Consider the following 24,454-nt stretch of genomic DNA (forward strand, 5'->3'; position numbering starts at 1 on the left):
ACGCGGGCGCGGCACCACGTTCCTCCCCCTAGCTTCGTCAGGCCGTGTCAGGTAACGCGTTCGTCACTATGCGTCCCGCTCATGCTGGTTCGGGAGCACTCTGGAAGCATGTCGAAGACGGCAGCAGGATCCGGACGCGCCCCACGGTCACGGGGCAGGCGGTGGACGGTCATCGCCGCGATCGTCGCGATGGCAGCGTTGCTGGCCGTGGGGTTGATCGGCTTCTTCGCCGACCCGCTACGCCTCCCGCCGGACGTGCTGGGTGTGCTGGATCAGCGGGCCAGCGTGATCAGCATGTTCATCGGCGCGGCCGGACTGGTGGTCGCGGTGGTGGCGCTGCTGCTGCAGCTACGCGCCGACCGTACCCAGCCGACCGCCGCCACTGATCCAGCGGAGGCAGTGCCCGAGACGCCGCCTGGCGTGTCGGCTTCGGGGGAGCGGTCGATCGCCATCGGCGGGGACAATACCGGCGTCGTCTCGACGGGGGATGGCGCGCGCAATGTGCAGATGCGGGCGCAGGCTTCGGGGCAGGGCCGGGTGTATCAGGCCGGTGGCGACCAGACCATCAACGAACGATGACCACGACCCCGTCGGCTGACCCCCCAGCCCCGCTCCCGCGTAGCGTCCGTCCGGGGTAAGTGCGATCGCCGTCGGGCCGTGGCCGACCGTGATCTGTTCGGCGTGTACGGGTCGCAATACCGTCGGGTGTGACCGCCAGAGCGTGGGAACGCCGGGCCCGATGGTGGTCGTTGTGGCCGTCTGGCGGTTGGTCTTGTCCAGCTCCCGGCACCTGCTTGGTGCGCTGCCGTTTCTCCTCGCGCAGTTGCAGGGCGTGGGTGGCGGCGGCCGTCTTCTCCGCAGCTTCGACGACCAGGGTCCAGGCGGCGGTGACCTGCCGCCCGCGCCCGCCTTGGGCCGGGGCGGAGACGGGGGGAGCAGCAACCGAACGGCCATCGGATGCCGCACCGGTTCGGCTACGCCGCGTCACGTCGCAGATGGCTCGCGATCAGGTTACGAAGGCGGCCATGGGGCCTCGTGTTGGCTAGCCTCACCGGCATGCCTCTCGCCTCGATTCCCAGCCCTTCCGAAGGGGTCTGGTATCTCGGATTCATCCCGATCCGGGCCTACGCATTGTGCTTCATCATCGCGATCGGCTTCGGCATCTGGCTGAGCGAGCGCCGCTGGCGCGCCCGCGGCGGCGAGAAGGGCACGATCGGCGACCTGGCGGTCCCCGGAGTGATCTTCGGTCTGATCGGGGCTCGCCTCTACCATGTCATCACCGACTGGCAGACCTACTTCGGCCCGCGCGCGATCAAGGAGCCGTACCAGGCGCTGTTCATTTGGGAAGGCGGGCTCAGCATCTGGGGCGCGGTCGCCCTGGGAGGCATAGGCATGTGGCTGGCCTGCCGCCGCCGGGGGCTGTCCCTGGCAGCCGTGGCCGACACGGTCGCGCCCGGCATCGCGTTCGGACAGGCGATCGCCCGCTGGGGCAACTGGTTCAACCAGGAGCTGTACGGTAGCCCGACCACGTCGCCGTGGGGCCTGGAGATCGACCAGGCGCACGGCGGCGAGCCAGGCGTGCTCTACCACCCGACGTTCCTGTACGAGTCGCTGTGGGACGCGGCGCTCGGTTTCGGACTGATCCTGGCCGGCAGGCGGTTCACGCTGCGCCACGGCCGCCTGTTCGCCCTCTACGTCGCCGGCTACACGTTCGGGCGGTTCTGGATCGAAGGGCTGCGGATCGACCCGGTCGGCGGGGTGGACCACGCGGTGACGCTCCTGGGGCTGCGGATCAACCAGTGGACCTCGATCGTGCTGTTCGTCGGCGCGCTGGTCTATCTCTGGGTGACTCGTAACAAGGACAACGAAGAGATCGTGGTGCCGGCCTCACAGGGCAAGGCCTCGCACGAGGAGAGCGGCGGGCAAGTCTCCGATCCGACCGAGAGCACCTGACGCGACCGACATGCGACCCGCGCGGCCCGCAGGCGCGCAACGCGGCGCTGGCGGTTTCCGAGTCACCCGTGCCCGCCGGCGGCCGCGAGCGACCGGAGCTTTCCGCCGTTGGCGTCGAGCCAGCGGGTTGTGTCCTCCAGCTTGCGGATTCGGTCGGCGACCTCGTCGAGTTGCGCCCTCCCGTTCAGCCAGTGGCCCGCCCGCCACAGGGCGCTGCCGACCGCCCGGGCGAGGAGCAGCCGGGGCAGGGCGTCGGCCTCGGCGACGTCCAGTGGGCGGACCGAGGCGTACCCTCGGAGGAAGGCCGCCGTGCGGAGCTGCCAGTCGCGCGTCTCCAGGGCCCCGCTGTAGAACAGCGCCGCCATCACGTCCTGGACCAGGAAGCCGAGCCCGGCGAACTCGAAGTCAAGCAGCCCGCTCACCTCCCCGGTGTCCTCGTCGACCAGCACGTTCGAGGCCGCCAGGTCACCGTGGATGACCTGGGTCGGCAGCGCGCCGCCGCCCACAGGCCACTCCTGCCCGACGCGGCGCGCCACGGCCTCAAGGTGGGCGGCCCGCTCCGCGCTGATCCCGGCGGCGCGCAGCTGACGGCAAAGGGCGCCGACATGCGGTACGGCGGGGTGCGCCAGAGGATTGCCGCGCCAGTCTCCCAGCCTGTCTTCTGGCGGCATGCCCAGCAACGTCTCGCCGAGCAGCCCGGCCGCCCGGCCGAAGCGCTCGAGTGCCGTCCGGCCCGTGAGGTCGGGCCGCACGCCGGGGATCCACCGGCAGACGGTGGCGGGTCCGGCCGCGGTCTCGATCACGGTGTCCCCGCTGGGCGCGGCGACCGGCTCAGGCACCTGGAAGGGAAGTCCGGCCTGCCGTAGCCACCGCAGGATCCGGTGCTCGGCGCCGACCCGCGCGGCGGACAGGGTCTGGCTGACCCGGAGCACGAATCGGAGGTCCCCTTGGCGGAGCACGAACGTCTGGTTGTTGGTCCCCTGCTCGGCTCGGATGATCGTCGTGTCCGGGGGAAACCCCCACGCGGCCAGCAGTCCGACGAGGAACTCCAGGTCGGCGGGCGCAGTCACGCGCCAATTCTGGCGGCATGCCCAGGCCGGCGCGCAACCGGTTTATGGGCCCCTCAAAGCAAGAGCCAGCAAAGGGTTCCTATTCTGGTCAACCAGTCGGGGTTGCGCTTTCCTACGCGGGTCGAGCCGAGAATCTCGGAAGCCGGACCCGGAGGCCATGCGGTGAGGGCTTTGGCGTGACCCAAGCCGCTCGCCTTATGCGAGATCGGACGTCGGCAGGCCGGCTACATGGCCGGCTCTCTAGCAGCTGCCGTAGGCGGTGGTCAGATCGTCGGCGAAGAAGCCGACGTTGGCGACATCGCCGAACGTCCCGAGGACGTCGCCCTTGAAGTCCGGATCGGAGATCACGGTATGAGGGCGCTTTCCGGTGCTCTGAGGCAAAGTGCATACAACAGCGGTGAGTGGTGTAGATCACTTCAACGCCGGCCGGGGTGAGGCTGAGCGGGCACCCTCGTCGGTCACACTGACTCCATGGAATACGTCGTCCGGGTGCCCACGCCGCCGCTCGACCGGTTCATCGACGACATCTACTGCCTGACCGGAGTGCCGCGCCACCGACGGATGAACGTCCCGCCGATGCCGTCGGCACACCTGTACATCAACCTGGGCGGACCCGTCCGCCTGTGGGATTCCGATCCCTCGGTGCCGCCGGCAGTGTTCACCGATGGGTGGTTCATGGGGGTATGGACCAGGCGTTTCCTCTTCGAGTACCCCACACCGGTGCGGCTCGTCGGGGTGCACTTCAAGCCCTGGGGGATCTCGCCGTTCGCCGACATGCCGGCGACCGAACTGCGGGACCGATGGGTGCCGGTCGACGACGTCTGGCAACGGTTCATGGATCGGATCCGCAACCAGGTCGGTGACCTCACGTCGGCCGCCGAGACACTGCGGGTGTTGGAGGAGGAGCTGCGATCGCGGCTTGCCGAGGCGCCGGGGCGCGGTCTCGACCTGGTCCAGCACGCAGGCTGGTGTTTGGAGACCTCCTACGGCGTGGTGCCGGTGGGTGCGCTGGCCGATGCCGCCGGGGTGAGTGGCAATCACCTGGCCACGCAGTTCAAGTCTCATGTCGGGGTCACCCCGAAGCGGGTGGCGCGGATCTACCGGTTCGCGCGGCTGATCGTGTCCGTGGACGCTCTGCGTCCGGTCGACTGGTCGCAGCTCGCCCAAACGGCGGGCTACTTCGACCAGGCCCACTTCAGCAGGGAGTTCAAGGACTTCACCGGCCATACCCCGACGGAATACCTGGACCTGCGGCGCCGGTTCCCCGCCGAGCGGGGGTTCCCGCCGGACAGCGGGCCGATGCCCGCCGATTGATTTTTTACAAGCCCACTCGCCCCTGAGGACGGCAGGATCGGGGGCGAACGCGCAAGGAGATTCCAGGAGAACCTGTGGGCACAGTGATCATGCACAACGTGGTGTCGGTGGACGGCTTCATCGCCGACAAGAACGACGACGTCGGGCCACTCCACGATTGGTACTTCAACGGCGACATCCCGATCACCGAAGGCGGCGACCAGCAGCACGACCATTCCGGAGTCGGAAGCGGCTTCAAGGTCTCACGTGCATCGGCGGAGTACGTCCGGTCGATGTGGGAGACGATCGGCACGATCGTGATGGGCCGCCACCTGTTCGACCTGGTGAACGGCTGGGAGGGTCGGCCGCCCGCGGGTGACCACGTGGTCGTGGTGTCCCACCGGCCCAAGCCTGAGGGCTGGCACCCCGAGGCTTCGTACCATTTCGTCGATGGCGTGACGGCTGCGATCGACAAGGCCCAGGAGCTCGCCGGGGAGCGAACCGTCGCTGTGAACGCCGGCGACGTGGGCAGCCAGATCCTGGCGGCGGGCCTCGTGGACGAGGTGGCGATGGACGTGGTGCCGGTGGTGTTCGGGTCGGGCAAACGCTACTTCGGCAGCATCGATGGGCAGCATCTGCTGGAGGATCCCCACGTGGTCATCCAGGGCGAAGGGGTGCTGCACCTGAGGTTCAAGGTGCGCCGTTAAGGCGTGCTGAGACTGCTCCGATGAGCATGGCTCAAGGATCTAGGTCCGCCGGGGATCACCGTGCTGGAGACCCTGGAGGTCCTGGCCTGAGGACGTCAGCTGGTCTCACCCAACTGCCCGGCCACCTGCTCCAGGCCACCCTTGATGAGCCGCCCGTACTCGTCGTCGCCAAGCACGCCGATCCCGTCCCGCGCCTGCTGGAGGTGCTCACGGGCGCGATCGAGATCGCCCAGCTTGCGATAGCACTCACACAAGTTCAGGTGCAACGACGGATACAAGCCGGCCACCGAAAGCGGCACCCCGGCTTCGGCCACCCGCTCATCGGTGACCAGATCGGCGGCGGCAAGCGCTCGCAGATCCCACATCAGCTCCTCATGCACGTCGTCCTGCACATCGGCCATCGAGTGGGCAAGAACGCAAACATGCAGCGGATCGCCTTGCTCGCCGCCGATGTCATCCCAGATCTGCGCGAACAGGTCGCGAGCAGCTTCACGCTGACCTTGGCGGTGATGCAACTCCACCCCCTGGCCGATCCGGGTCATCGTCGGGTCGGTCGTCATGAGCGGCTCCTTGATCGTCGCGGGCAAGCGCGGTCAGCCTACTCGCCTGACGCGGCTCAAAAACCGCCATGCGGTTGACCAGCAGGTTCGCTTGAGCAACCCGGATAACGACCGGGAGCCGCACGCGACGACCTCCGGGTGCTGACCGACATTCCGGCCGATCAGCCCCCGAGTGCTGTCTGGTCCCAGCCGAGCATGCTCACCGGGACCGACCTTGATCGTGGCGAGAATCAGACCCGCATGTGGGCCTCGGCGAGCATGGGGGTTTCGCCGAGCTGCTGGAGGGCGAGTTGCGCAGCGCTGATTCCGACCTCGGCCAGGAGTCCCGGCGCGGCTGATTGGTCTGTGGCCACGGCGAGGGAGTCACCGCGGCTGACGGCCGGGCGGTCGTGCCATGTCGTCCCGGGCAGGTCGATGGCTCCGGTGCAGTCCGTGCGCAGGGCGCTGCGGTACCACTGCAGCGCCGCGCGCCAGCCGGGCCAGGACTCGTCGAGAAGATGCTGAACGCGGCGTTCGGCGTCGGCTTTCCGCTCGCCTGGGGCGCATGCGGCGGAGATCTGGATGAGTTCGTGTCCGGGCGGGGCCAAGGTGGGGTCGGCGAGGCCGTAGCGGGCGGCGTAGATCCGGTCATCGAGGTCCATCACCCGGAACCAGTCTGGGCCGCTGTCGGCCCGCAGGCCCAGGTCGACCGTCGTCACGCGGGCGCCGGGCCAGGTGAGCGATCGGTCGCCGGTCAGCCGGCGCGCCGTGGCCAGGCTGGTGGCCAGGATCGTCGGGCCCGCGGACAGCGCGGGCACCCGTGTCCGGGTGCTTATCTGCGCGCCGAGGCCGACTGCCCGCTCGGCCAGAAGATCGACCAGGGTGGACCACCCGCCGGTCACGTACCGGACGCCGCCGGCCATCGCCCGGCGCAGGCGCTGGTGGGCGAACGCGGCCGAAAGCCGCCCGGGGTCGTGGTCGAAGGTGAAGATGAAGACCACTCCGACGATGGCCTCAGCCGTCCTGGCGTCGACGTGCCGGAGCAGCCATGCGCGCAACGATTCTTCCGCGGGCGCCTCGGTGGGTAGCGCGGCGATGACCTGGCTGAGTTCGGCCGGCCACGGTCCGAGCCGGCCTCCGGCCCGGACGAGGGTGGCATGGCGCGGCGCCTCCACGACGGGCGGGGTGAGGCTGCGGCGCTCCAGCCACGCCCACCATGGCCCGTCCACGTAGATCGCGTGGGCGCCGAGATTGGCCCGGTAAGGAGCTGCCAGCGTGCGTGCTCGCCCACCCGGCCGGGGATTTGCCTCGGCGACGGTCACCCGCCAGCCGCGTTCGGCCGCCTCGATGGCGGCGGTGAGCCCGGTCAGGCCGGCGCCGACGATGTGCAGATCTGGTTTCACAAGATAGCCCCTTCTGCGTGATGTCCTCCTGGCTGGAAAGTGGCGGGGAACCCGTGAAAGGTTCCGGCTGATGTTCTTGTAATCTTCCTGGCGTGGACCCCGAGAACGTCGCCGCCGCTCAGCAGGGGGACGCGCTCGCGTTGGACCGGCTTCTCGACGAGCTGGCCCCGTACGTCCGCCGATTGTGCGCTCGGATCGCCCCTGCGGCGGCCGACGATGCCACGCAGGAGGCCCTGCTGGCGGTCTTCCGGGGCCTGCCGTCGCTGCGCGCCCCTGAGGCGATCATGACCTGGGTCCGGTCGGTCACGGTGCGGACGGCGATCCGGCTCGCCCACCGGCATGACCTGGAGGTCGCCGCGGAGGAAACGCTCATGACCGGCCACGTCTCCTCTCAGGAAGGGCTGGTGGACATCGATGACGCCCTGGCGCGCCTGCCTGTCTCCCAGCGCGCCGTGCTGATGTTGCGTACGCAAGAAGGCCTCAGCGAACAAGAGATCGCCGACACGTTGGGGATCCCGATAGGAACCGTGAAATCCCGGCTGCATCGGGCCAGGGCCGCGTTCCGGGAGGTGTGGGAATCGTGAACGATCCTGTGGCGCACCCCGATATCGACCCGATCGACCGCCTGGCCATTCTCGCGGCCGCCTTGCCCGGCGCCGTTGTCGGGCAGCGCCGCATCGCCGCCCCCTTCGAGGCTGTATGGCAGGTCGTCGCGGACCTGGAACACGCCACCCCCCGCTACGAGCCCGGCGTCGCCCACGTGCGCGTCATCGAGCAGCGCGGCGAGTTCCTGCGCCTGCTGGTGCAGGACAGCGCCGGCCGCGAGGACGCGATGGACGCCAGGCTCCGGCCGGGCTGGTGCCTGATGCAGTCCGCCACAGTCGTCATCGCCTTCGCCGCCCGCCGCCTGGGCAGCGAGACCCTGCTGGCGCATCTTGAACACCGGCGCGGGCAGACCCCGGAACCCGGCCAAAACGGGTCGCACCACCGCCGCGCCGCCCTCGCGAAAATCGACCAGGAGCTCCACACCATCGAAAGTCTCGCTGCCCACTATGGGCCCTGAGCCCCGGGGTATCTCTCCAGGACGGATGAGGCAGCCCCCGACGAGGACCGGCGGGCGGGAGCCCCGTACCTATGCCCGATGCGGACCGGCGAGGCGCTCGGCCAGGAACTGGCGCTCGGCCTCGTTTCCGGTCAACTCCAGCGCCTGGCGGTAGGCGATCGAGGCCTCCTCCCGGCGGCCCAGCCGACGCAGCAGGTCCGCCTTGATCGCCGGTAGGTACTGGTATCTCGCGAGCCGGCTGTCCTTCTCCAGCTCCGCGACCTCTTCCAGCGCCCGCGCCGGCCCGGAGACCATGGACACCGCCACCGTGCGGTTCAACGCCACCACCGGTGACGGCCACACCGACAGCAGTTCGTCGTACAGGGTCACGATCTGCGGCCAGTCCGTCCGGTCGTAAGACGGCGCCTCGGCGTAGAGGGAGGCGATCGCGGCCTGCAGGACATAGCGGCCCGGTCGCCCGCCGCGCAGCCCGTCCACGATCAGGCCGTGCGCCTCGGACATCGCCGAACGGTCCCAGAGCGATCGATCCTGGTCCTCCAGACGCAGCAAGCGACCCCCCGCATCGACCCGGGTGGCGCGCCGGGCATCGGTGACCAGCAGCAGCGCGAGCAGCCCCCGCACCTCCCGCTCGTCGGGCATCAGCTCCCGCAGCGTCCTGGCCAGCCGCACCGACTGGTCCACCAGGTCCGTACGCACCAGCGATGCGCCGGACGGCGCGGTGTGCCCGGCGGTGAACAGCAGATGGATCACGCCGAGCACCGCGCGCAGCCGATCCGGCAGCTCAGCGCGTTCCGGCAGCCGGAAGGGGATCCGCGCGGCCGAGATCTTCTTCTTCGCCCGGGTCATCCGGGCGGCCATCGTCGGCTCCGACACCAGAAGCGCCCGGGCGACATCGGCGGTCGTCACCCCGCACACCAGCCGCAGCGTGAGTGCCAGCTGCGCCTCCTGCGCCAACGCCGGGTGGCAGCACATGAAGATCAGCCGCAACCGCTCGTCCGGCACCACGTCCTCCGGCTCGACGACGGCCGGCTCGTCCTCCGCCTCCTCGGGCTCCACCAGCAGCGGGAGTTTCGAGCGGAACGTCTGCTCGCGCCGCACCGCGTCCATCGCGCGGCGTTTGGCCGCGGTGGTGAGCCACGCCTGCGGCGTGTCCGGGATCCCGTCGCGGGACCAGCTCGCCAGGGCCGCGGCGTACGCCTCCTGCACGCACTCCTCGGCCAGGTCCAGGTCGCGCGCGACGCCCGCCGTCGCGGCGAGCACCAGGGCCCATCCGCGACGGTACGCGTCCGCGACCGCCGATTCGACGTCCGCCGGGGGCGTCATGCCGTGGCGGGCCGATCCGCGATGAAGCCGCCTTCGACGGGCCGCACCTCGACACCGCCGCCCTGCTGGGTGGCGGGGTTGGCCCGAGCGATCTTCAGAGCGGCATCCAGGTCGGGCGCCTCGATGATGGCGAACCCGGCGATGACCTCCTTGGCGTCGACGAACGGGCCGTCCGTCACCACGTCGCCGCGGATCGAGGTGGCTGTGTCGGCCGGCTGTAGCGCGAATGCCGCGACCAGCGCGCCGGAGTTCACCAGGTCCTCGAAGTGGCGCTCGTGGGCCTCCCGCGCTCCGGGAACGACCTCGGCCTTCGTGTGGATGAGGATCGCGTACTGAGCCATGGTCCGGCTGTCCTTTCAGGTGCTTGTTACCGGCTTACACCCTTATGTCGAACGGCCTGCCCGGATTCGACAACCCACCTCCGTGGTGATGGCCGTGCCGGATGGGTGTGCGGCGCGCCCCGCCGGACGCTAAAGTTCGCGATCAACGACTGTGTTGTCGCGCCTGCCATCTCATGCGCCAAGCACGTCGGCAGTTGCCGGAGCGACGACCAGAGGACGTGGGTGGCCAGCCAGAGCAGAGGACGGCCGGGCTGGCTTCATGTCGGCGCGCTCGAAGATCGCGTCCACAGGGCATGGGGTCCGGGCACGTTCCCTCCTGCCGAAACCCTGCTGGCGATCATGACGTTGTCCGCGGTGCCGCGCGCCTTGGGCACCCGGCTGGCCGCTCATCTGGGCGGCGGGATCGTCGTGGGACCCGGGGCCGTGCCGGACTTACCGGGCTTCGAGCATTTGCGGGGCATCCCGCTGCCCGTTCAGCAGGGCGGGTGGGAGCGCAGCGCCGGCGTTTACGACCCGAGGCGGCGCATGATCGGAGTGGGCAGCGTGCCGTCGCCGTCGGCGAGCGTGGCGGGCCATGAGCTGGGGCACGCGGCCGACGACATGGATGGCATGCCGTCCCGGACCCCGTTCTGGACGGCCCTGCACGCCGCGAGCGCCGGACGCCTCGCCCCGCCTTACCGGGCGGCGGTCACCGAGCTGTACGCCGAAGCCTTCGCCTGCGTGCTGGTCCGGCGGGCCCGGCGGCTCATCGAGCTGTTCGGCGATGAAGACGCGGCCCGGCAGGCTTATGCCTGGTTCGCGGGACGGTACGGGATCCGCTGAGCGGCACCCCTGCCGATGGCGCACCGGGCCGCTATGCTGGGCAGAGAACCGTGGCAGATGGGACGGAGGGGATGAAGCACATGACCGCGATCATGCTGGCCGGCGGCGTCCTTCGCGTCCCGACCTCCACCGTGCTCCCCGACGGCACCCGCATCGACGGCACCAGGGACATCACGCCCGACGCCCCGGACTACCACGACTGGTTGCCGCACGCGATCGACGAGGAAGCCTCCTGGCACGGTGACCGCGACGACGAGGACATCCTGCGACGCTGGCGGGCCGCGGCCAGCGCCTGATCGTCCGCGGGCCGTGGCCGGCCCCCGGACCTGTCCGTCACCACCACGCGATCAGGCGGCCTGCAGCCGCCATGCAAGCGACACCTGATCAACTACCGGCATCGCAACGGACAAGGCCGGTCCACCAGGCGCCGGCCATCAGCATGAGGAAGAAAGATGGCATCGATCGTCTTCGGGGCATTCGCCGTCATCGCACTGATCGTGGGCGTGGTGCTGTTCCTCGTGTTGAGGCGGAAGCCGCACACCCGGGCCGGGGCGTACGTCAGCGCGGCGTGCCTCTTCCTGGCCGCGGGCGTGCTCACGATGGGCTTCCTCTCGTTCGCCAGCCTGGAATCCGCCTCGCTGCGGACCTTCACGCCCGAGGAGCGCGCGGCGGCGCTGCCGTGCAACGCGACGGTCCTGGGGGCCGAGGAGACATCCAACAAGCTCAACGGACGCTACATCTGGATGTTGCGGCTCCGCGTGACCCCTCAGGCCGGCGAGCCTTACGAGATCGAGCGCGCGGCCCGGCTCACCTCGTCCATGGGGGAGCGCCTGGAGCGGGGGAACGCCGTGCTCGCCTGCCTGGTGGCCCCCACCGACCACACGCGGATCGAGATCTCGGCCCTGGCCTGAGCCGTAAGCCGTGGTCAGGTGGCCAGGCCTTGATCCTGACGACGAAGAGCTGTTCGAGGCGTTCAGACGCACAGCCGGCGATACATGCCGTGGTTGAGCCGCACCGCCCAGTACGGCGACCGTCTCCGGCATCACCCGGTCCACGCCTGACACCTCACTGTCATCCACGACGACCTCGCTGTCGCCGAACTCGCTGGTGTCGCGCCCGCTGAGCTCGGCCGCCAGGTCGGAGAGGCCTGTTGCCCCGAAAACGCGAGCAGTGCGCCGAGATCCCACCTTAAAGACGGGGCGTCGCAGGTCAGGCGCGTGCGCCGCCGTCCACTCTGAGGACGGTGCCGGTCACGAAGGAGGCGCGGTCGCTGAGCAGCCAGGCGGCGGCCTGGGCGATCTCGTCGGGATCGGCCGCGCGGCGCAGCGGGGTCCGGGCCTTGAGCCGCTCGACGAGACCGGGGGAGTGCTCCTCCCACGTACGGATCATCTCGGTCAGCGTGTTGCCGGGGGCGATCGCGTTGACGCGGATTCCTTCGGGGCCGTAGGTGATGGCGGCCGACTCCGTGAGGCTGTTGACGGCCCGCTTCATCGCCCCGTAGGCGGGCAGTTCGGGGTTGCCCATCAGGCTGCCGATGCTGGAGTTGTTGACGATGGCTCCCGTGCCTGCGGTGGCGCGGATGGCGGCGATCTCGGCGGTCATGGCCAGCCACGGGCCCCTGAGGTTCACGGCGTAGAGGAGGTCGAAGTCGGCCTCGTTCACCTGGTCGATCGGGCCGGGCGGCGTGATGGTCGCGCCGTTGTTGAAGGCGACGTCGAGCCGGCCGTACAGGTCCACGACGCGATCGACGGCGGCGCGCACGCCGGCCGCGTCGGCGAGGTCGCACACCACGTAACCGGCGGTGCCGCCCGCCGCCCGTACCTCCTCGGTCACCGCTTTCAGCTGTTCCTCCGTACGGGCCGCGAGCAGCACCCGGGCGCCCTCCCGGGCGAACAGCCGGGCCGCGGCGGCGCCGATGCCGCGCCCGGCGCCCGTGATGAAGGCGACCTTGCCTGCCAGCAGCCCCATGGACGTGTCGTTGGCGTTGTACATGACAGTCAGCCTGCGCCAGTGCGCCGGGCTTATCCAGGTACAACCGGTACATGCCAGGACTGCGCACATTCGTGCAAGCTGGGAGTATGGACAGACAAGAACTGGCGGCCTTCCTGCGCAGCAGGCGCGAGCGGATCATCCCCGCTGACGTGGGGCTGCCTGCCGGGCCGCGCCGCCGTACGCCCGGGTTGCGCCGCGAGGAGGCGGCGCAGCTGGCCTTCATCTCGACCGAGTACTACACCCGGCTGGAGCAGGCCCGCGGTCCGCGCCCGTCGCAGGAGGTGCTGGCCGGGCTGGCCCGGGCCCTCCGCCTGTCCGACGCCGAGCGCGACCACCTCCACCGCCTCGCCGGCGCACCGCCCGCCCCCGCGCCGGGGCCCTCGCGCGAGGTGCGCCAGAGCATCCTCGACCTGCTGCGGCGGCTGCCGCAGGCCGCCGCGATCGTGACGTCCGCGATGTACGAGATCATCGCCTGGAACGACCTGGCGGCCGCGCTCATGGAGGACTTCTCCGCCCTGTCGCGGCGCGACCGCAATCTGGTGCGCCGCGTCTTCCTCGGACCGCACCCTCAGGGACGGCGGTTGTACGGGGTGTCGGATGCGGATGAGTTCGCCCGCTCTTCGGCCAGCCACCTGCGCGCCACCGCCGCCCGCTACCCTGACGACCCCGAGGTGGCCGAGCTGGTGCGTGAGCTTCACGAGGGAAGCGAGGAGTTCGCCCGTCTGTGGGACTCCCACGACGTGACCGGCGCACCCATGATGACGAAGACCTTCCAGCATCCGCTGGTCGGCCCGGTCACCGTCAACTGCGATGTTCTCGACATCACCGACCGGGACCAGCGGGTCGTGATCTACACCGCGGTCCCCGGTTCGCCGTCCGAACAGGCGCTGCGCCTGCTGGCGGTCGTCGGCACGCAACGCATGGACGTTCCGACCTGAGATTTCCCGGTCAGGTGGCCTGGGCGCCCGCGGGCTCGGGTCGGCTGCGATCCTTATTGAGAGCGGATCGAGCAGGCCGCTGCCGGCCGGTGCCGCAGTCCCGGCGGCCGCTCGCTTCACGCCGGATCGACCACCCTGCTCACGATCCACGCGTGCTTCCCGACCTGCCGGCCGCGGGCGAATCCGTACTGTTCGAAGAGCTCGACCGTCGCGCTGAACAGGAAACGGCCCGGCGCCTCGCGGCCGGTGGTCACCTCGGAGATGGCCTCGACGAGGCCGCCCCCGGCCAGGGCGATCTGGTCGAGCGCGCCTTCCAGGGCCATCCGTGCGACGCCCTGGCCGCGATGCCGGCCGTCTACGTAGAAGCAGGTGATCCGCCAGTCCGGGCGGGGTGGCGCTTCCTTGTCGTACGCGCGCCGGTGCTTGATGCCGGGGAGCTCATCGGGGCTGCCGTACTGGCACCATCCCTGGGCGGCGCCGTGCTCGTCGAGGACGAGCGTGGCATGAGCGCGACCCGTACGGACCCGGTCCTCCTTGACGGCGCGACGGCCGGCCCCCCTCTGGTTGCCCTCCGGATGAAAACCGACGCACCAGCACCCGCCGAAGATCCCGTTGTTGCGCTCGACGAGCTCCGCGAAGGCGGCCCAGGTGGCGGCGTCCAGGGGCCGGACCGTGTACGACATATGGATACCTTCGCACGTGGGCCGATCCCGTGGTAATCGCCTGGCCCGTCCACCGGCCGTCTCAGGTAACTTGCCGACCACGAGCAAACGGCGGTGCTGGGTAGTGACGTCATGGCCGTCATCCTCGGTGGATGCGGGCATGGCGGGCCTCACACCGGGCGCTTGGCGCCCGATTCCCCGTCGGCCAGCACCATGGCGCACTGCGGCGGGCGGACCACGTTCGTTTTCGCGGACGACCCGGCGTTCGCACTGGCCGGAGTGGTGCACAGCGACAGCAGGGCAACCAGGGCGGCTGCCGAGGCGGCGGTACGGCGAGTCCAGGTACGGGTCTGCATGCGACTCTCCAGTCGGCCGATGAGCACGACGGTACTGCCTCCCAGCATCGGCGCCGGGGGCCAGCCCGTCCACCCCCAGAACGGCGTCGGGCCGGATTGCGGTCCACTCGCCCGTTGGACGCCGGGCTTGACCGGGAAGGAGCGCCATCGCTCAGCAGCACCGAGACCGGACGAATCCCGGGAAGCTCGGCCCATAGCCTGGGCCTCCGATCACGGAGGCCCTCCACCCCCGGCTCGTAGACAAGAGGAGACGATCCTGGCAGCCGCGGATTCTCGGGCTCAACGCACCCCTTACGATGGCCGGTCATGGGAACGGACTGGGTGCCCGCGGCGGTACGCGACCACGCCGACCTCGCCGAACTCGAACACCTCGTCCGCACGCACGCAGCCCTCCATACGCAGGGCACATACGCACGCAACGACGTGGACCAGCGGCTGCGCGCCCTGCTGATCATCGACACCGACGCGGATGGCGCCTGGCCGAGCCATCGGGTGGCCGTCATCGGTCACAACCCCTTGTTCCCGCCCGAGTGGCGACAGGCCGCCTGGTCGACCCTCCTGCCGGAAGAGCTTCGGGTGCGGTCGGCGCGATGGCGCCACTGGTACGACTCCGTCATGGCCGGCCAGTCGTTCGCGAAGTCCTGATCGATCGTCGGCGCCGGTTCCTTGAAGCGCAGGGCGCCAACCTCGTACCGGGGACTCAGGTCAGCTCGGCGAGTCGCTCCGGTACCGACCAGGACGGCGAGTGCCCGCCACGGCGAGGTCCTCCCGTGGTAGAGCTCCAAGGTTCCTTACGTTGGTGGCGGAGTCAGTCGGGCGCGGTTCGCCCGGTTCGTTCCCGCCACCCCGGCACACTGCCGGATGACGACGCCGGCTGCCCCGACGCGAAGGCGGGGCCGGGGTCGATCGGTCGCGCGGCAGGCCCGGAACCTCGGCGGCGGATCCATAGGCGTGGCCTGCCGCTTATCGCTTACTGAGCGGACCGAATCGTCGTGAGGAGGTCCGCCGTCGTCGTGATGGCGTGTGCGTAGGTCGGCCCGTTCAGCTCGTGAGCCGCATGCAGCATCTCCGCGGTGAAGGCCGCGGTCGCGTCCCGTACCAGGGTTACGTGGTATCCGAGCTCCATGGCGTACCTGCCGGTCGACTCGATGCAGGTGTTGGCGAGCAGGCCGATGATGATGACATGGGTGATGCCGTGCTGCCGGAGCAGCAGGTCGAGATCGGTGTTGGCGAAGCCGCTCTGCGCCCAATGCTCCTTGGCGACGATGTCGCCGTCCTGGGGGGCGAGATCGGGGTGCCATTCGCCGCTGCCTTTCGCGAAGGTATGGCGTTCCTGGATCCCGCGTTGGGTGGGATTGGGGTGGTTCCAGTCGTCGTAGTCTCCGGATTGCCACTGCCGATGCGGAACGACGAACACCTGGATCCCGGCCTCCCGTGCCGCGGCGACCACCGCGCGTAGATTGTCCAGAAGCCCCACGCGCTGGGCGACCTCCTTCAACCGAGGCCAGATCTTCCCGCCCTCGGACAAGAAGTCGTTGTAGGGATCGACCAGGAGGACCCCGACCCGGCTGAGTTCGTAGGAGGTGCTGGTCATCGCGCAGTGGGCTTCGTGTCAGGGTTGTTCACCGCGGTCGGCTGCCTTCGTGCGGCGACTCTGTCGTGCATCGGTGTGTGCCTGTTCACGCCCGTGGTGTACCCCGGTCCCGGACCGAGCTCGGCGATGCGATCGAAGTCTTGACAGGCTCTTTGTCCGTCCCGCCCGCATCAGCACCATGCGGACGGCCTCGTCCTTGAACTCATGGGTGACGGGCTATTCGAGTCTCAGTACGCCGCGAGCGTGAGCGCGTTGGCGGCCTCGTTGAGCGGCTTCATGATCGGCCGCATCGCCAGATCCTTCCACGGCAGGCGGTTGACCAGCCGCATCATCGTGGTCTGCATCTTGATCTGCCGCGGGCTGCCCGCGACCATCTGCGCGGCGTTGCTCGCGCCGAGCGCCACGTTCACGTCCACGTACTCGCGCATCGCTTCCCGATATCCGGCATAAGCCGCACGATGGTCGCCCGCCGCCGCGCTCATTTCACCGGCCAGTACGTACGCGCCCACCAGCGCGAGGCTGGTGCCCTGCCCGGACAGCGGGGACGGGCTGTAGGCGGCGTCGCCGACCAGGGCGATCCGGCCGGTGGACCAGTGGTCCATGCGAACCTGGCTGACCGGCGTGAAGTAGAAGTCCGGCGAGTGCGGCATGGCTCGCAGCAGCGCGTCGCTCTCCCATCCGACGCCGGCGAACGCCTCGGTCAAGATGCGCTGCTGCGCGGCCCTGTCGAAGCGGTCGGGCAGGACGGCGGGGCTAGGGAAGACGAACTGCGCCTTCGCGGTGTCGGGCTTGGTGGCGTAGACGTTCACGACCTTGCCGGGCGTCGGATAGAGCAGCTCCCAGTGGTCGAGTCCGAGGTGGTTGGGGACGGTGAAGACGGCCGCGTGCATCCCGAGGGGGTGGACGTAGCGCTCCTGCGGGCCGAAGGCCAGGCGGCGTACGGTCGAGTGCAGGCCGTCGGCGCCGATGACGAGGTCGAAGCGCCGTGGCGGGGCGTGGCGGAAGGTGACGTCGACGCCGTCGGGACCTTCGTGGAGGCCGGTGATCGTGTCGCCGAACAGGTATTCGCAGCTGTCACGTGTCGCGTCGTAGAGGAGCCGGGCGAGGTCGCCACGCATCACCTCGTCGTCGCCGGGAGCGCGCATGCCGATGAGGTCGGGGCCGAGGTTGGCCAGTGGCTTGCCGCTCTCGGCGACCCACGAGCCGCCGCGGATGGCGGTACTTGCCCGCCGTACGGTCTCCAGCATGCCCATCCGCTCGACGACCTGCATGGCCACGCCGCGCAGGTCGACCTTGTAGCCGCCGTCGCGCAGTTCGGGGGCCAGCTCGACCACGGTGGGGGTGAATCCGTAGCGGCTCAGCCAGTAGGCCAGAGCGGGGCCGGCCACGCTGGCGCCGGAGATCAGAACGGTGCGGTTGGCGAGTCGCCGTGAGTTCGTCATGCCAAGAACCGTAACGGCATTGCCAGAGTATTGGCAACTACTTTCCTAGGCTGTTTGCCATGCGACCTGGCGCGGCTAGTTGGCTTGGCAAGGATTTGCCAAGCGTGTGCCGGGTGGCTAGCATGAGCTGCGGCAGAGGGCCGGTCGGCCCGCGCTCTCACCTGGCAAGGAGACGACAGATGCTGACGCAGCCCGCCTTCGGCCGACGGCTCAAGCAGCTGAGGACCGAACGCGGCCTGACCCAGGCCGAGCTCGCGGGCGAGGGGATGTCCACCGGATACCTCTCCCGACTGGAGTCCGGGGCCCGACCCCCCACTGACGAGGCCGTGGCTCACCTGGCCCGCCAGCTCGGCGTCGCCCCCGAAGACCTGGCCGAACCGCCGGACTGGTCGCTGGCGCGCAGCCTGGCCGCCACCGTCGGACTCGACGTGGACGAGGCCGGCGAGCTGCTGGCCCGAGCCCTGCGTACGGCGGGCAGCGAGGACCCCCTGCTGCGCTGGCAAGCGCTGTGGCAAGTCGCCGAATGGCGACGCCACAACATGGAGCACGCCGAGGAGCGCAGCTGCCTGGACGAGTTGGTGGCGCTCGCCGAACAGCTCGACCTGCCCGAGTTGCGCGCCCGAGCACGGGCGCGACTGGCGCGCGCACAACGCGGGGCGGGCCAGGTTCCGGCCGCGGTCGAGACCGCGATCAGCGCCTACCGCCTGGCCGTCGACGAGGGCCTGACGACACGCATCGTGGCCGACGCCCTCCTGGCACTGGTGTCCTCGCTGGCCGAGGCGGGCCGGATGGCCGAGGCCCGCCAGCACGCCGACGAACTGCTCACCGTGGTCGCGAGCTTGCCCGCCGGCAGGCTCCTGGCGGAGGCGGCGTGGACCGTGGCCGGCGTCCGGCTCCGCCAGGGCGAGCCCCAGGTCGCGCTGAAGCTGGTCAACGACGCCCTGGAGCAACTCCAAGGCCGCCTCGACCCGGCCATGTGGGTGCGGCTGCGAATCGTCGCCGCCCGCCTCCACCTCAACTTGACCCCGCCCGAGACCGAGCCGGCGCGGCGCCGTATCGAGGAGGTCGAGGCGTGTCTGCCGTTCGCCGGCACGCCCACGGTCGAGCAGGAACTGCTCGCGCTACGCGCACGCCTGGCCTTCCACACCGGGCACACCGACGAAGCCCGCGCCCTGCTCGACCGACTCGCCGACGCGCACGACCACCTGGACTATCAGGAGCAGATCCGCCTGGACGTGCTGCGCAATCAGCTCCTGCTGCTGGGCGGCAAGCAGGATGAAGGCATGCGGGGCCTTCGAACGCTGGCCGAGCAGGCGCAGGAGCGCGCCAACTTCGACCTGGCCGCGGAGATCTGGCGCCACGCCGCCGAGTCACTGGCTCGAGCCGGCGGCGAGAACCAGTTCCCCGGAGTCTGAGCGCAGGGATTCGCGCTCCAGCGCACCCCCACCATTGGTGAAGAAGGTCTGCAGGTGGCGGTTCACGGGATCGGGGCAGTCCAGCTGGGGCGCGTGGCCGCAGCCGTCCAGGATGTGGAGCTGGTCATGGGGCAGCAGTTCGGCGAAGCGGTGGGCGCGCTCGACGGGCTGGATGGTGTCCTGTTCGCCCCACAGCACCAGGGTGGGGGTGTTGGTGGAGGGCAGGGCACGTTCGGTCTGCGCCCAGTCCAGGCGGCGTTCCAGCAGGTAGGTGGCGCGGATGTTGTCGCGGAAGGTCATCGGCGCCCACCACTCGTCCAGCAGGCTGTCGGTGATGCGGTCCTTGTTGACCATCATGCCTTCGGCCAGGCTGCGGACGGTGGACTTGCTGGTGGACAGCTTGGTGGCCAGTTCGCCGACGACGGGTATCTTCAGCGCTTCCCACATCCACGTGCCCGGCAGGTCCAGGCCGGTGGCGTCCAGCAGGGCGAGCTTGCTGACGCGGTCCGGGTGGCGCTGGGTGAACGCCAGGGCCCAGCCGCCGCTCCAGGAGTTACCCGCCAATCCGGCCTGCCGTACGCCGACAGCGTCCATGAACGCACCGAGAGCGGTGGTCATGGCGGCCAGGTCGTAGCCGAAGCCGGGGTCCTTGAGCCGGGTGTAGCCCTGGCCGGGCAGGTCGACCACATACACGGTGTGGTCGCGGGCCAGCACGCTGACCTGGTCCTTCCAGCCGATCACCGAGGTGCCGCCGGGCGAGATCAGGATCACCGGGGAGCCGGAGCCGGCACGGATGTAGTGGAAACGTGCCACCGCGGTGTCGGCGTACTTCGATCCCATCATGTCCAGGTACGGCGAGCGGAACTCGGCCTGGGCGGGCTGCCAGCCGTAGGCGCCGAACAGCAGCAGTGCCACCAGCACCGCGATGGCGGACAGCAGCCACCGGCGCAGCCGCTTGCGCGGGGGGCGGTGGCCGGAGGCGGGGGGTCGCCCGTCGAGTCGAACCATGATCATCCTTCACTTGGCCGTCGGTGCCTTCCCAGACGGGCGAGTGAAGGGAGGTGTGACAGCTCGCGTGTGTGATCCGGCTCACGTACTGCGCGGATGTACGGTACGGACGGCCAGCCGGGCTCACCCTGTCAGGTCGAGCCGGAGATTCTGGGGCTCATTGGGGGCCGCCTACTCGACCGGCACGAAATAGGATCATGATCCGATCTCCGCTTGCGGGCCGCGTGCCGGCCCCGGCACCGACGTCCTGGAAGGCGGCTTCACCTTCGGACTGGATCCGTACTGAGCGGCCTGGCCGTCCGGCACCCCAAACGGCCCCGGTCCATCCAGAAAAGCCGCCCTGCCTGCGATGAGTTCCGGCGCTCCATCGGGTCTCCACTCTGGACCACCGCTACGACCAAGGAGGAGTTTTATGGGCAAGATCATCTACTGGATGAACACCTCGATCGACGGCTACATCGAGGGTCCCGACGGCGGCATGGACTTTCCGGACCCTGACGAGGACTTTCTCCAGGCGGCGAACGACCATGTTCGCCGGATCGCGGCGTTCCTGTTCGGGCGGCGGCTGTATGAGGCGATGGAAAAGCCCTGGACGCAGGACCTCGGCAAGGAAGGCGCCCCGCCCTTCGAGCGGGAGTTCGCCCAGTTGTACAAGGAGACGCCGCGGTACGTCTTCTCCGACACCCTCCAGACCGTCCCCGAAGGGGTCACGATCGTCCGTCGCAAGGACGCCGCGTCCGTGGTGACGCGCCTCAAACGGGAGATCGACGGCACCCTCCAGCTCGGCGGCCCCGAGCTGGCCACCTCCCTGCTGGACCTGATCGACGAGTTCTGGGTGTACGCGTTCCCCGTGATCGTCGGGGGCGGCAAGCCGTACCTGCCTGTGCGAGAAGCACTGCGGCTGCGCCTGGTCGAGCACCGTTCCTTCGCCTCAGGAACCATGTTCCGGCGCTACGTACGACCCTGACCGACCAGGAAGCGGACCCCGCGCGGGTGCACCCACGAGGGGTGGCCGTGCGCCCGTGCGCGGTCCTGGACGAAGTGGCGCCCGCGTCACTGAACCCACCTTGCCAAGGTTCGCGAACAGGTGCGCTTTGGCGAAGGCGGCTTGGTGTCCGTACTGTCGTCCACGGTGCACACCGTGAGCGTGGCCACCATACATATGATCAGGCTGGAAGTGCCGAAAGTCGGAACAGCATGCGGGAGATCGTGCCGTTCGCGGATCACTGGAAGATCGCGACGGGTCACCGCAGAGATCGCACCCGAAAAGGCCCTGACGATCGCCGGAGGTGGCCGGCCTCCCGTACGGGCTGGGGCGATCGCCGCCGCTCGATGGATGCCTGAGGCAGCGTGACGGCGGAAACGCTGACGTACGAAACGTACGACCGGGCACTGAGCGAGATTCTTGGGGAGGGGTTTTCACATGCCGTCCACCAGAAGCGACATGACGGTCACTTCCAGTGGGGTGCGCATGAGCCGCTGGATGGTGGGTTCGGCAGCCGCGTCGGTGATGCGTTCGATTGCGACCTCACGCATCACGGTGTCGTAGTGGTGCCGTACGGCGGCCGGTCGTCGCGCGTTCCTCAAGGGTGTTGTATGGCACGTCAACGTCCTCGGCCGCCGGCTCCGATTCTCAGCCGGCCGCCGCCCGCTCGGCCCTCAACCGTTCCACGTCAGTGAGCGCCCGGTCGCGGATGTGGCAGATCAATTTGGCCAGATCGGCGCAGTAGACGGAAGGATTGAGAAATCCCGAGTCGGCGCGGTATCGAGTGCTGTACTCGCCGGCCCCGCAGATATCCCGGATCGAGCAGGAAACGCAGATCGGCGACAGGCCGGCCACCTTTCGTTGCCGGGCGACGACGCCCGGAAGGAGTCGCGCTTCGTCGAACGTGTTACGAAAAACGTCCAAGCCGGTGTAGGGGGCGCCCTCGTAGGCGGACTTCAAAGCGTCGCCGAGTTCGATGGTTCCGTCGCTTTCGATGACGACGAGCTGGAACGGGTTGAGCCCCAGCCCCTCGGTGTAGGCATGACCGCCGAGGCACAACGTCATGATGTTCTCGAAGAGCCTGATACCGGCCGGAAGCGGCACCGTGGAATACCAGCGCTCGAAGATCGGTATCAGCCAGTCCGCGTACGCGGTGCCTCCGTCCCCGGCGGTCCATCCCGGTGGAGGAGCCGACCAATTGCCGAGCGGCAGCAGGAAGTCCACCGCCGGCGCCCCGGTGGCGAGCAGCGCCTCGTAGGTGGTCAGGGGGTCGTTCTCCAGGTCGATGGTGCACAGCACAAGGTCGAAGAGGTCACGGTAATCAGGGCGGTTCAGAACCTCGATGCCGCGCATCACCTGGTCATAGCTGCCGCGGCCGTTGGCGTACTTGCGGTGACGGTTCTGGGCTTCCCTGTCGCCGTCGATGCTGATCGTGACACCGATGCGGTGTTCGCGCAGGACGTTCAAGAGGTTCTCGTCTGAAAGGAGCACGCCGTTCGTGGTGGTGACGAGCCGCAGCGGGACCTCGGACGGCGCGGCGTTCCGGAACGCTCGCGCCGCGTACGCGAATTGATCCGCGCCGGCGAGCAGCGCTTCGCCGCCGTGCATCCGCACCGACGCTCCCGCAATTTCGTCGGCGTGAGCCCGCAGGTGCTCTCCGAGCCGGAAGGCGACCTGGTCGATCGTCTTGCGTGACATGGCCACCGGCTTGCTCTTCCAGCTCTGGTCGGCCATCTCGTACATGTAGCAGTAGTCACAGGCCAGGTTGCACCGGCCGTGGAATTTGAGAGCGAATTCCACGAAGGGCAGAGGGCGCCAGTACGGATCCTCAAGCGCCTGATCGGTCACGTCCTGAGTCGGCCATTCTGCAGCTCGCTCTTTCACCCGCACGATCGGTAGCTCGATCACGATGTCCTTCGCCTCTCTGCCCTTCGTGTCCCAGCAAGCCGCTACACGGCCCGATCAGCCACGGGAACGAACCCGCTCCGTCACCTGTTGAAAGTGCCGGCGGGACGGAAGACGTCGTCGTCGGCGGTCACCCGGTTCAGCACCGCACCGAGCGCGCTGTTCTGGTCGGTGGTCGCCGCGACCTCGGAGAGATTCGCCTGAGAGGACTCGGCAGCCGAAGCGGCACCGGCTGCTCCGACCCCGACCGCGGACGCGGCTGCGAACGCGGCGGCCGTCAAGGCCACCTTCCGTACGAGATTTCCTTCACGTTCCGACATTGGATACCCCTTTCCCTGCGGCTGGACATCGACCTGCCGCCATAGCGATTCCGACCCGCGGCAAGTGATCTCCCGTTAATCAAAGTTGATCACGACAGCGGGACGGTACCTCACCACGCCCACAGAGTCGCTACAAAACCACTACACAGCCGATTCTTCGATGCCCATCACTACAAGGTCATCCAAGGTCAGGGACCAGAGACAGCCTCTTGATCCGCCGCGGTTATTCGACTCCCCAAAGCGACCCTCTGGTAACGCTCGGAGCGGGGCAAAAGACCTTGACTGCCAAGGATTTTCCCGTCCTGCAATCGCAGAAAGAATGCGCAAGTTGGGGTCACGGGATGTGGAGATCGTCGAGGCCGCTGCCGCGCATTGCTCCTGCGGGTTCGTCTACTGGGGCGGAGCTGCCGGGGCGCTCACCATGTGCTCACGGAGAACTCCAGCCGGACGCAACCGGCGAAGCTGCCGGTCGTCTTCGCCTTCCAACACGAGAGACACGCTCAAGGTCGACGATCCGCCAAGGTAGGGCCATCGGCTGGGCGCAACGGCGCGGGTTTGATCAGCTCGACCCCCGCATCGGGTATCACCGCAGGCATGCGGCCAAGGTCGGACATCGAGGCCTGACGGCCAGGTGAAAAGTTGGACCCATGTTTCCGGAGACTCCCGCCGCCGTGGCGGCGCTGTCGGTGGCCACCCGTTTCTGCTCGCCCGCGCTGTTCAACCACTGCGTCCGCTCCTACCTGTGGGGAGCGATGTACGGCACAGCGCACGGGATCGCCTTCGATGACGAGCTCTACTACGTCTCGGCGCTGCTCCACGACATCGGGCTGACGGAGGCTTTCGACAGCCATCGGCTGCCGTTCGAGGAGGCGGGAGGACAGCTGGCCTGGGTTGTCGGCGTGGCGGCCGGCTGGCCGGTTGGCCGGGCCGCCAGGGTCACCGAGATCATCATGCTGCACATGCGCGAGGACGTGTCCCCGGCTGCCGACCCCGAGTCCCACCTGCTGCAGGTCGCCACAAGCTGGGAGGTGGTCGGACGGCGGCCGGAGGAGTTCTCGCCGGACGCCAGGGCGGAGATGCTCGTCCGCCATCCTCGGCTGGGATTCGGCGCGCAGTTCCTGGCGTGCTTCGAGGATCAGGCGAGGCGCAAGCCGGACAGCGCTGCCGCCGCATCGGTCAGGAACGACGTCGCGGGGCGGATCGCCGCCAACCCCCTCGAAGGCCGCCCACCCGCCTGACCTCCAAGGCCGCGAACTCCGCCGTCAGCCCTGCTTGGGTGCAACGGAGTCGACGACCGCGAACGTCCCTACGAATCCGTCAGCC

Annotated in this window: 27 protein-coding genes; 14 read left to right on the forward strand and 13 right to left on the reverse strand. The window is 69.1% G+C overall.

The annotated features are described in order from the left end of the window. The first annotated feature begins 189 nt into the window (after positions 1 to 189). Both ACWDRB_RS59710 and lgt read left to right on the forward strand, forming a co-directional pair. Positions 190 to 579: a hypothetical protein gene (locus ACWDRB_RS59710; protein ID WP_449910535.1), complete on the forward strand. Its 390-nt coding sequence runs from the start codon at positions 190 to 192 to the stop codon at positions 577 to 579. Positions 580 to 1,056: 477 nt separating this feature from the next. Beyond that, on the forward strand, positions 1,057 to 1,953 hold the full coding sequence (lgt, locus tag ACWDRB_RS59715) for a prolipoprotein diacylglyceryl transferase (RefSeq protein ID WP_449910537.1): 897 nt from the start codon (positions 1,057 to 1,059) through the stop codon (positions 1,951 to 1,953). Between the two features lie 62 nt (positions 1,954 to 2,015). On the opposite strand, the gene ACWDRB_RS59720 is transcribed toward lgt, so the two are convergent. Next, positions 2,016 to 3,023, reverse strand: a complete 1,008-nt coding sequence (locus tag ACWDRB_RS59720; RefSeq protein ID WP_449910539.1) for a phosphotransferase enzyme family protein — start codon at positions 3,021 to 3,023, stop codon at positions 2,016 to 2,018. A 471-nt stretch (positions 3,024 to 3,494) separates the two neighbouring features. Here ACWDRB_RS59720 and ACWDRB_RS59725 point away from each other — a divergent pair, with 471 nt between their 5' ends. Both ACWDRB_RS59725 and ACWDRB_RS59730 read left to right on the forward strand, forming a co-directional pair. After that, positions 3,495 to 4,337 carry a helix-turn-helix domain-containing protein gene (locus ACWDRB_RS59725; RefSeq protein WP_449910541.1) on the forward strand — a complete coding sequence of 281 codons (843 nt, stop codon included), beginning with the start codon at positions 3,495 to 3,497 and terminating at the stop codon, positions 4,335 to 4,337. A 74-nt stretch (positions 4,338 to 4,411) separates the two neighbouring features. Further along, complete coding sequence (locus ACWDRB_RS59730; protein WP_449910543.1) at positions 4,412 to 5,023, forward strand: dihydrofolate reductase family protein; 612 nt, start codon at positions 4,412 to 4,414, stop codon at positions 5,021 to 5,023. A 95-nt stretch (positions 5,024 to 5,118) separates the two neighbouring features. Here the strand turns inward: ACWDRB_RS59730 and ACWDRB_RS59735 are convergent, their stop codons facing one another. Continuing rightward, on the reverse strand, positions 5,119 to 5,583 hold the full coding sequence (locus tag ACWDRB_RS59735; protein ID WP_449910544.1) for a tetratricopeptide repeat protein: 465 nt from the start codon (positions 5,581 to 5,583) through the stop codon (positions 5,119 to 5,121). Between the two features lie 230 nt (positions 5,584 to 5,813). Next, entirely contained in the window at positions 5,814 to 6,965 is a 1,152-nt protein-coding gene (locus ACWDRB_RS59740) for a phytoene desaturase family protein (RefSeq protein ID WP_449910546.1), read from the reverse strand. Positions 6,966 to 7,057: 92 nt separating this feature from the next. On the opposite strand from ACWDRB_RS59740, the gene ACWDRB_RS59745 reads away from it, so the two are divergent. Next, positions 7,058 to 7,549 (forward strand): RNA polymerase sigma factor, encoded by a 492-nt coding sequence (locus ACWDRB_RS59745; protein WP_449910548.1) that lies wholly within the window; start codon positions 7,058 to 7,060, stop codon positions 7,547 to 7,549. Next, entirely contained in the window at positions 7,546 to 8,028 is a 483-nt protein-coding gene (locus ACWDRB_RS59750; protein ID WP_355212619.1) for a hypothetical protein, read from the forward strand. Before ACWDRB_RS59745 ends, ACWDRB_RS59750 begins: the two co-directional genes overlap by 4 nt. A gap of 69 nt (positions 8,029 to 8,097) precedes the next feature. Here the strand turns inward: ACWDRB_RS59750 and ACWDRB_RS59755 are convergent, their stop codons facing one another. Together ACWDRB_RS59755 and ACWDRB_RS59760 are read right to left on the reverse strand one after the other, a co-directional pair. Next, positions 8,098 to 9,351, reverse strand: a complete 1,254-nt coding sequence (locus tag ACWDRB_RS59755) for an RNA polymerase sigma factor (protein ID WP_449910550.1) — start codon at positions 9,349 to 9,351, stop codon at positions 8,098 to 8,100. Next, positions 9,348 to 9,692 (reverse strand): YciI family protein, encoded by a 345-nt coding sequence (locus ACWDRB_RS59760; protein ID WP_449910552.1) that lies wholly within the window; start codon positions 9,690 to 9,692, stop codon positions 9,348 to 9,350. The genes ACWDRB_RS59755 and ACWDRB_RS59760 overlap by 4 nt, the downstream gene beginning before the upstream one ends. A gap of 339 nt (positions 9,693 to 10,031) precedes the next feature. Here ACWDRB_RS59760 and ACWDRB_RS59765 point away from each other — a divergent pair, with 339 nt between their 5' ends. The 3 genes from ACWDRB_RS59765 to ACWDRB_RS59775 all read left to right on the forward strand — a co-directional run bounded on the left by ACWDRB_RS59765 (position 10,032) and on the right by ACWDRB_RS59775 (position 11,425). Then, on the forward strand, positions 10,032 to 10,514 hold the full coding sequence (locus ACWDRB_RS59765; RefSeq protein ID WP_449910554.1) for a hypothetical protein: 483 nt from the start codon (positions 10,032 to 10,034) through the stop codon (positions 10,512 to 10,514). Between the two features lie 80 nt (positions 10,515 to 10,594). After that, a complete protein-coding gene (locus tag ACWDRB_RS59770; RefSeq protein ID WP_350742394.1) occupies positions 10,595 to 10,810 on the forward strand; it encodes a hypothetical protein in 216 nt (71 codons plus the stop codon). Positions 10,811 to 10,966: 156 nt separating this feature from the next. After that, complete coding sequence (locus ACWDRB_RS59775; RefSeq protein ID WP_363968198.1) at positions 10,967 to 11,425, forward strand: hypothetical protein; 459 nt, start codon at positions 10,967 to 10,969, stop codon at positions 11,423 to 11,425. Positions 11,426 to 11,723: 298 nt separating this feature from the next. Here ACWDRB_RS59775 and ACWDRB_RS59780 read toward each other — a convergent pair whose 3' ends face one another. Then, a complete protein-coding gene (locus ACWDRB_RS59780) occupies positions 11,724 to 12,506 on the reverse strand; it encodes an SDR family NAD(P)-dependent oxidoreductase (protein WP_449910556.1) in 783 nt (260 codons plus the stop codon). A gap of 86 nt (positions 12,507 to 12,592) precedes the next feature. Here ACWDRB_RS59780 and ACWDRB_RS59785 point away from each other — a divergent pair, with 86 nt between their 5' ends. After that, on the forward strand, positions 12,593 to 13,444 hold the full coding sequence (locus tag ACWDRB_RS59785; protein ID WP_449910558.1) for a helix-turn-helix transcriptional regulator: 852 nt from the start codon (positions 12,593 to 12,595) through the stop codon (positions 13,442 to 13,444). A 116-nt stretch (positions 13,445 to 13,560) separates the two neighbouring features. Here ACWDRB_RS59785 and ACWDRB_RS59790 read toward each other — a convergent pair whose 3' ends face one another. Both ACWDRB_RS59790 and ACWDRB_RS59795 read right to left on the reverse strand, forming a co-directional pair. Continuing rightward, positions 13,561 to 14,127: a GNAT family N-acetyltransferase gene (locus tag ACWDRB_RS59790; protein ID WP_449910560.1), complete on the reverse strand. Its 567-nt coding sequence runs from the start codon at positions 14,125 to 14,127 to the stop codon at positions 13,561 to 13,563. A gap of 149 nt (positions 14,128 to 14,276) precedes the next feature. Further along, the gene (locus ACWDRB_RS59795; protein WP_449910561.1) at positions 14,277 to 14,462 is read right to left on the reverse strand and encodes a hypothetical protein; all 186 of its coding nucleotides are present in this window, start codon (positions 14,460 to 14,462) and stop codon (positions 14,277 to 14,279) included. 306 nt (positions 14,463 to 14,768) lie between these two features. Between ACWDRB_RS59795 and ACWDRB_RS59800 the strand changes: the two genes are divergently transcribed. Next, complete coding sequence (locus ACWDRB_RS59800; protein WP_449910563.1) at positions 14,769 to 15,107, forward strand: hypothetical protein; 339 nt, start codon at positions 14,769 to 14,771, stop codon at positions 15,105 to 15,107. A gap of 325 nt (positions 15,108 to 15,432) precedes the next feature. On the opposite strand, the gene ACWDRB_RS59805 is transcribed toward ACWDRB_RS59800, so the two are convergent. Together ACWDRB_RS59805 and ACWDRB_RS59810 are read right to left on the reverse strand one after the other, a co-directional pair. Beyond that, positions 15,433 to 16,056, reverse strand: a complete 624-nt coding sequence (locus ACWDRB_RS59805) for an isochorismatase family cysteine hydrolase (protein WP_449910564.1) — start codon at positions 16,054 to 16,056, stop codon at positions 15,433 to 15,435. A gap of 227 nt (positions 16,057 to 16,283) precedes the next feature. Next, positions 16,284 to 17,498: an FAD-dependent monooxygenase gene (locus tag ACWDRB_RS59810; protein WP_449910566.1), complete on the reverse strand. Its 1,215-nt coding sequence runs from the start codon at positions 17,496 to 17,498 to the stop codon at positions 16,284 to 16,286. 179 nt (positions 17,499 to 17,677) lie between these two features. Here ACWDRB_RS59810 and ACWDRB_RS59815 point away from each other — a divergent pair, with 179 nt between their 5' ends. Next, the gene (locus ACWDRB_RS59815) at positions 17,678 to 18,913 is read left to right on the forward strand and encodes a helix-turn-helix domain-containing protein (protein ID WP_449910568.1); all 1,236 of its coding nucleotides are present in this window, start codon (positions 17,678 to 17,680) and stop codon (positions 18,911 to 18,913) included. Here the strand turns inward: ACWDRB_RS59815 and ACWDRB_RS59820 are convergent. Continuing rightward, positions 18,869 to 19,921: an alpha/beta fold hydrolase gene (locus ACWDRB_RS59820; RefSeq protein WP_449910569.1), complete on the reverse strand. Its 1,053-nt coding sequence runs from the start codon at positions 19,919 to 19,921 to the stop codon at positions 18,869 to 18,871. The two genes, ACWDRB_RS59815 and ACWDRB_RS59820, sit on opposite strands and share 45 nt — an antisense overlap. A 412-nt stretch (positions 19,922 to 20,333) precedes the next feature. Here ACWDRB_RS59820 and ACWDRB_RS59825 point away from each other — a divergent pair, with 412 nt between their 5' ends. Then, positions 20,334 to 20,888, forward strand: a complete 555-nt coding sequence (locus ACWDRB_RS59825; RefSeq protein WP_449910571.1) for a dihydrofolate reductase family protein — start codon at positions 20,334 to 20,336, stop codon at positions 20,886 to 20,888. A gap of 666 nt (positions 20,889 to 21,554) precedes the next feature. Here ACWDRB_RS59825 and ACWDRB_RS59830 read toward each other — a convergent pair. Beyond that, the gene (locus tag ACWDRB_RS59830; RefSeq protein ID WP_449910573.1) at positions 21,555 to 22,814 is read right to left on the reverse strand and encodes an FxsB family cyclophane-forming radical SAM/SPASM peptide maturase; all 1,260 of its coding nucleotides are present in this window, start codon (positions 22,812 to 22,814) and stop codon (positions 21,555 to 21,557) included. 80 nt (positions 22,815 to 22,894) lie between these two features. Next, positions 22,895 to 23,131, reverse strand: coding sequence for a hypothetical protein (locus ACWDRB_RS59835; RefSeq protein WP_350742420.1), 237 nt, complete (start codon positions 23,129 to 23,131; stop codon positions 22,895 to 22,897). 647 nt (positions 23,132 to 23,778) lie between these two features. Between ACWDRB_RS59835 and ACWDRB_RS59840 the strand changes: the two genes are divergently transcribed. After that, positions 23,779 to 24,369 carry an HD domain-containing protein gene (locus tag ACWDRB_RS59840; protein WP_449910575.1) on the forward strand — a complete coding sequence of 197 codons (591 nt, stop codon included), beginning with the start codon at positions 23,779 to 23,781 and terminating at the stop codon, positions 24,367 to 24,369. Positions 24,370 to 24,454: the final 85 nt, after the last annotated feature.

The organism is Nonomuraea sp. NPDC003707 (genome assembly GCF_053587055.1).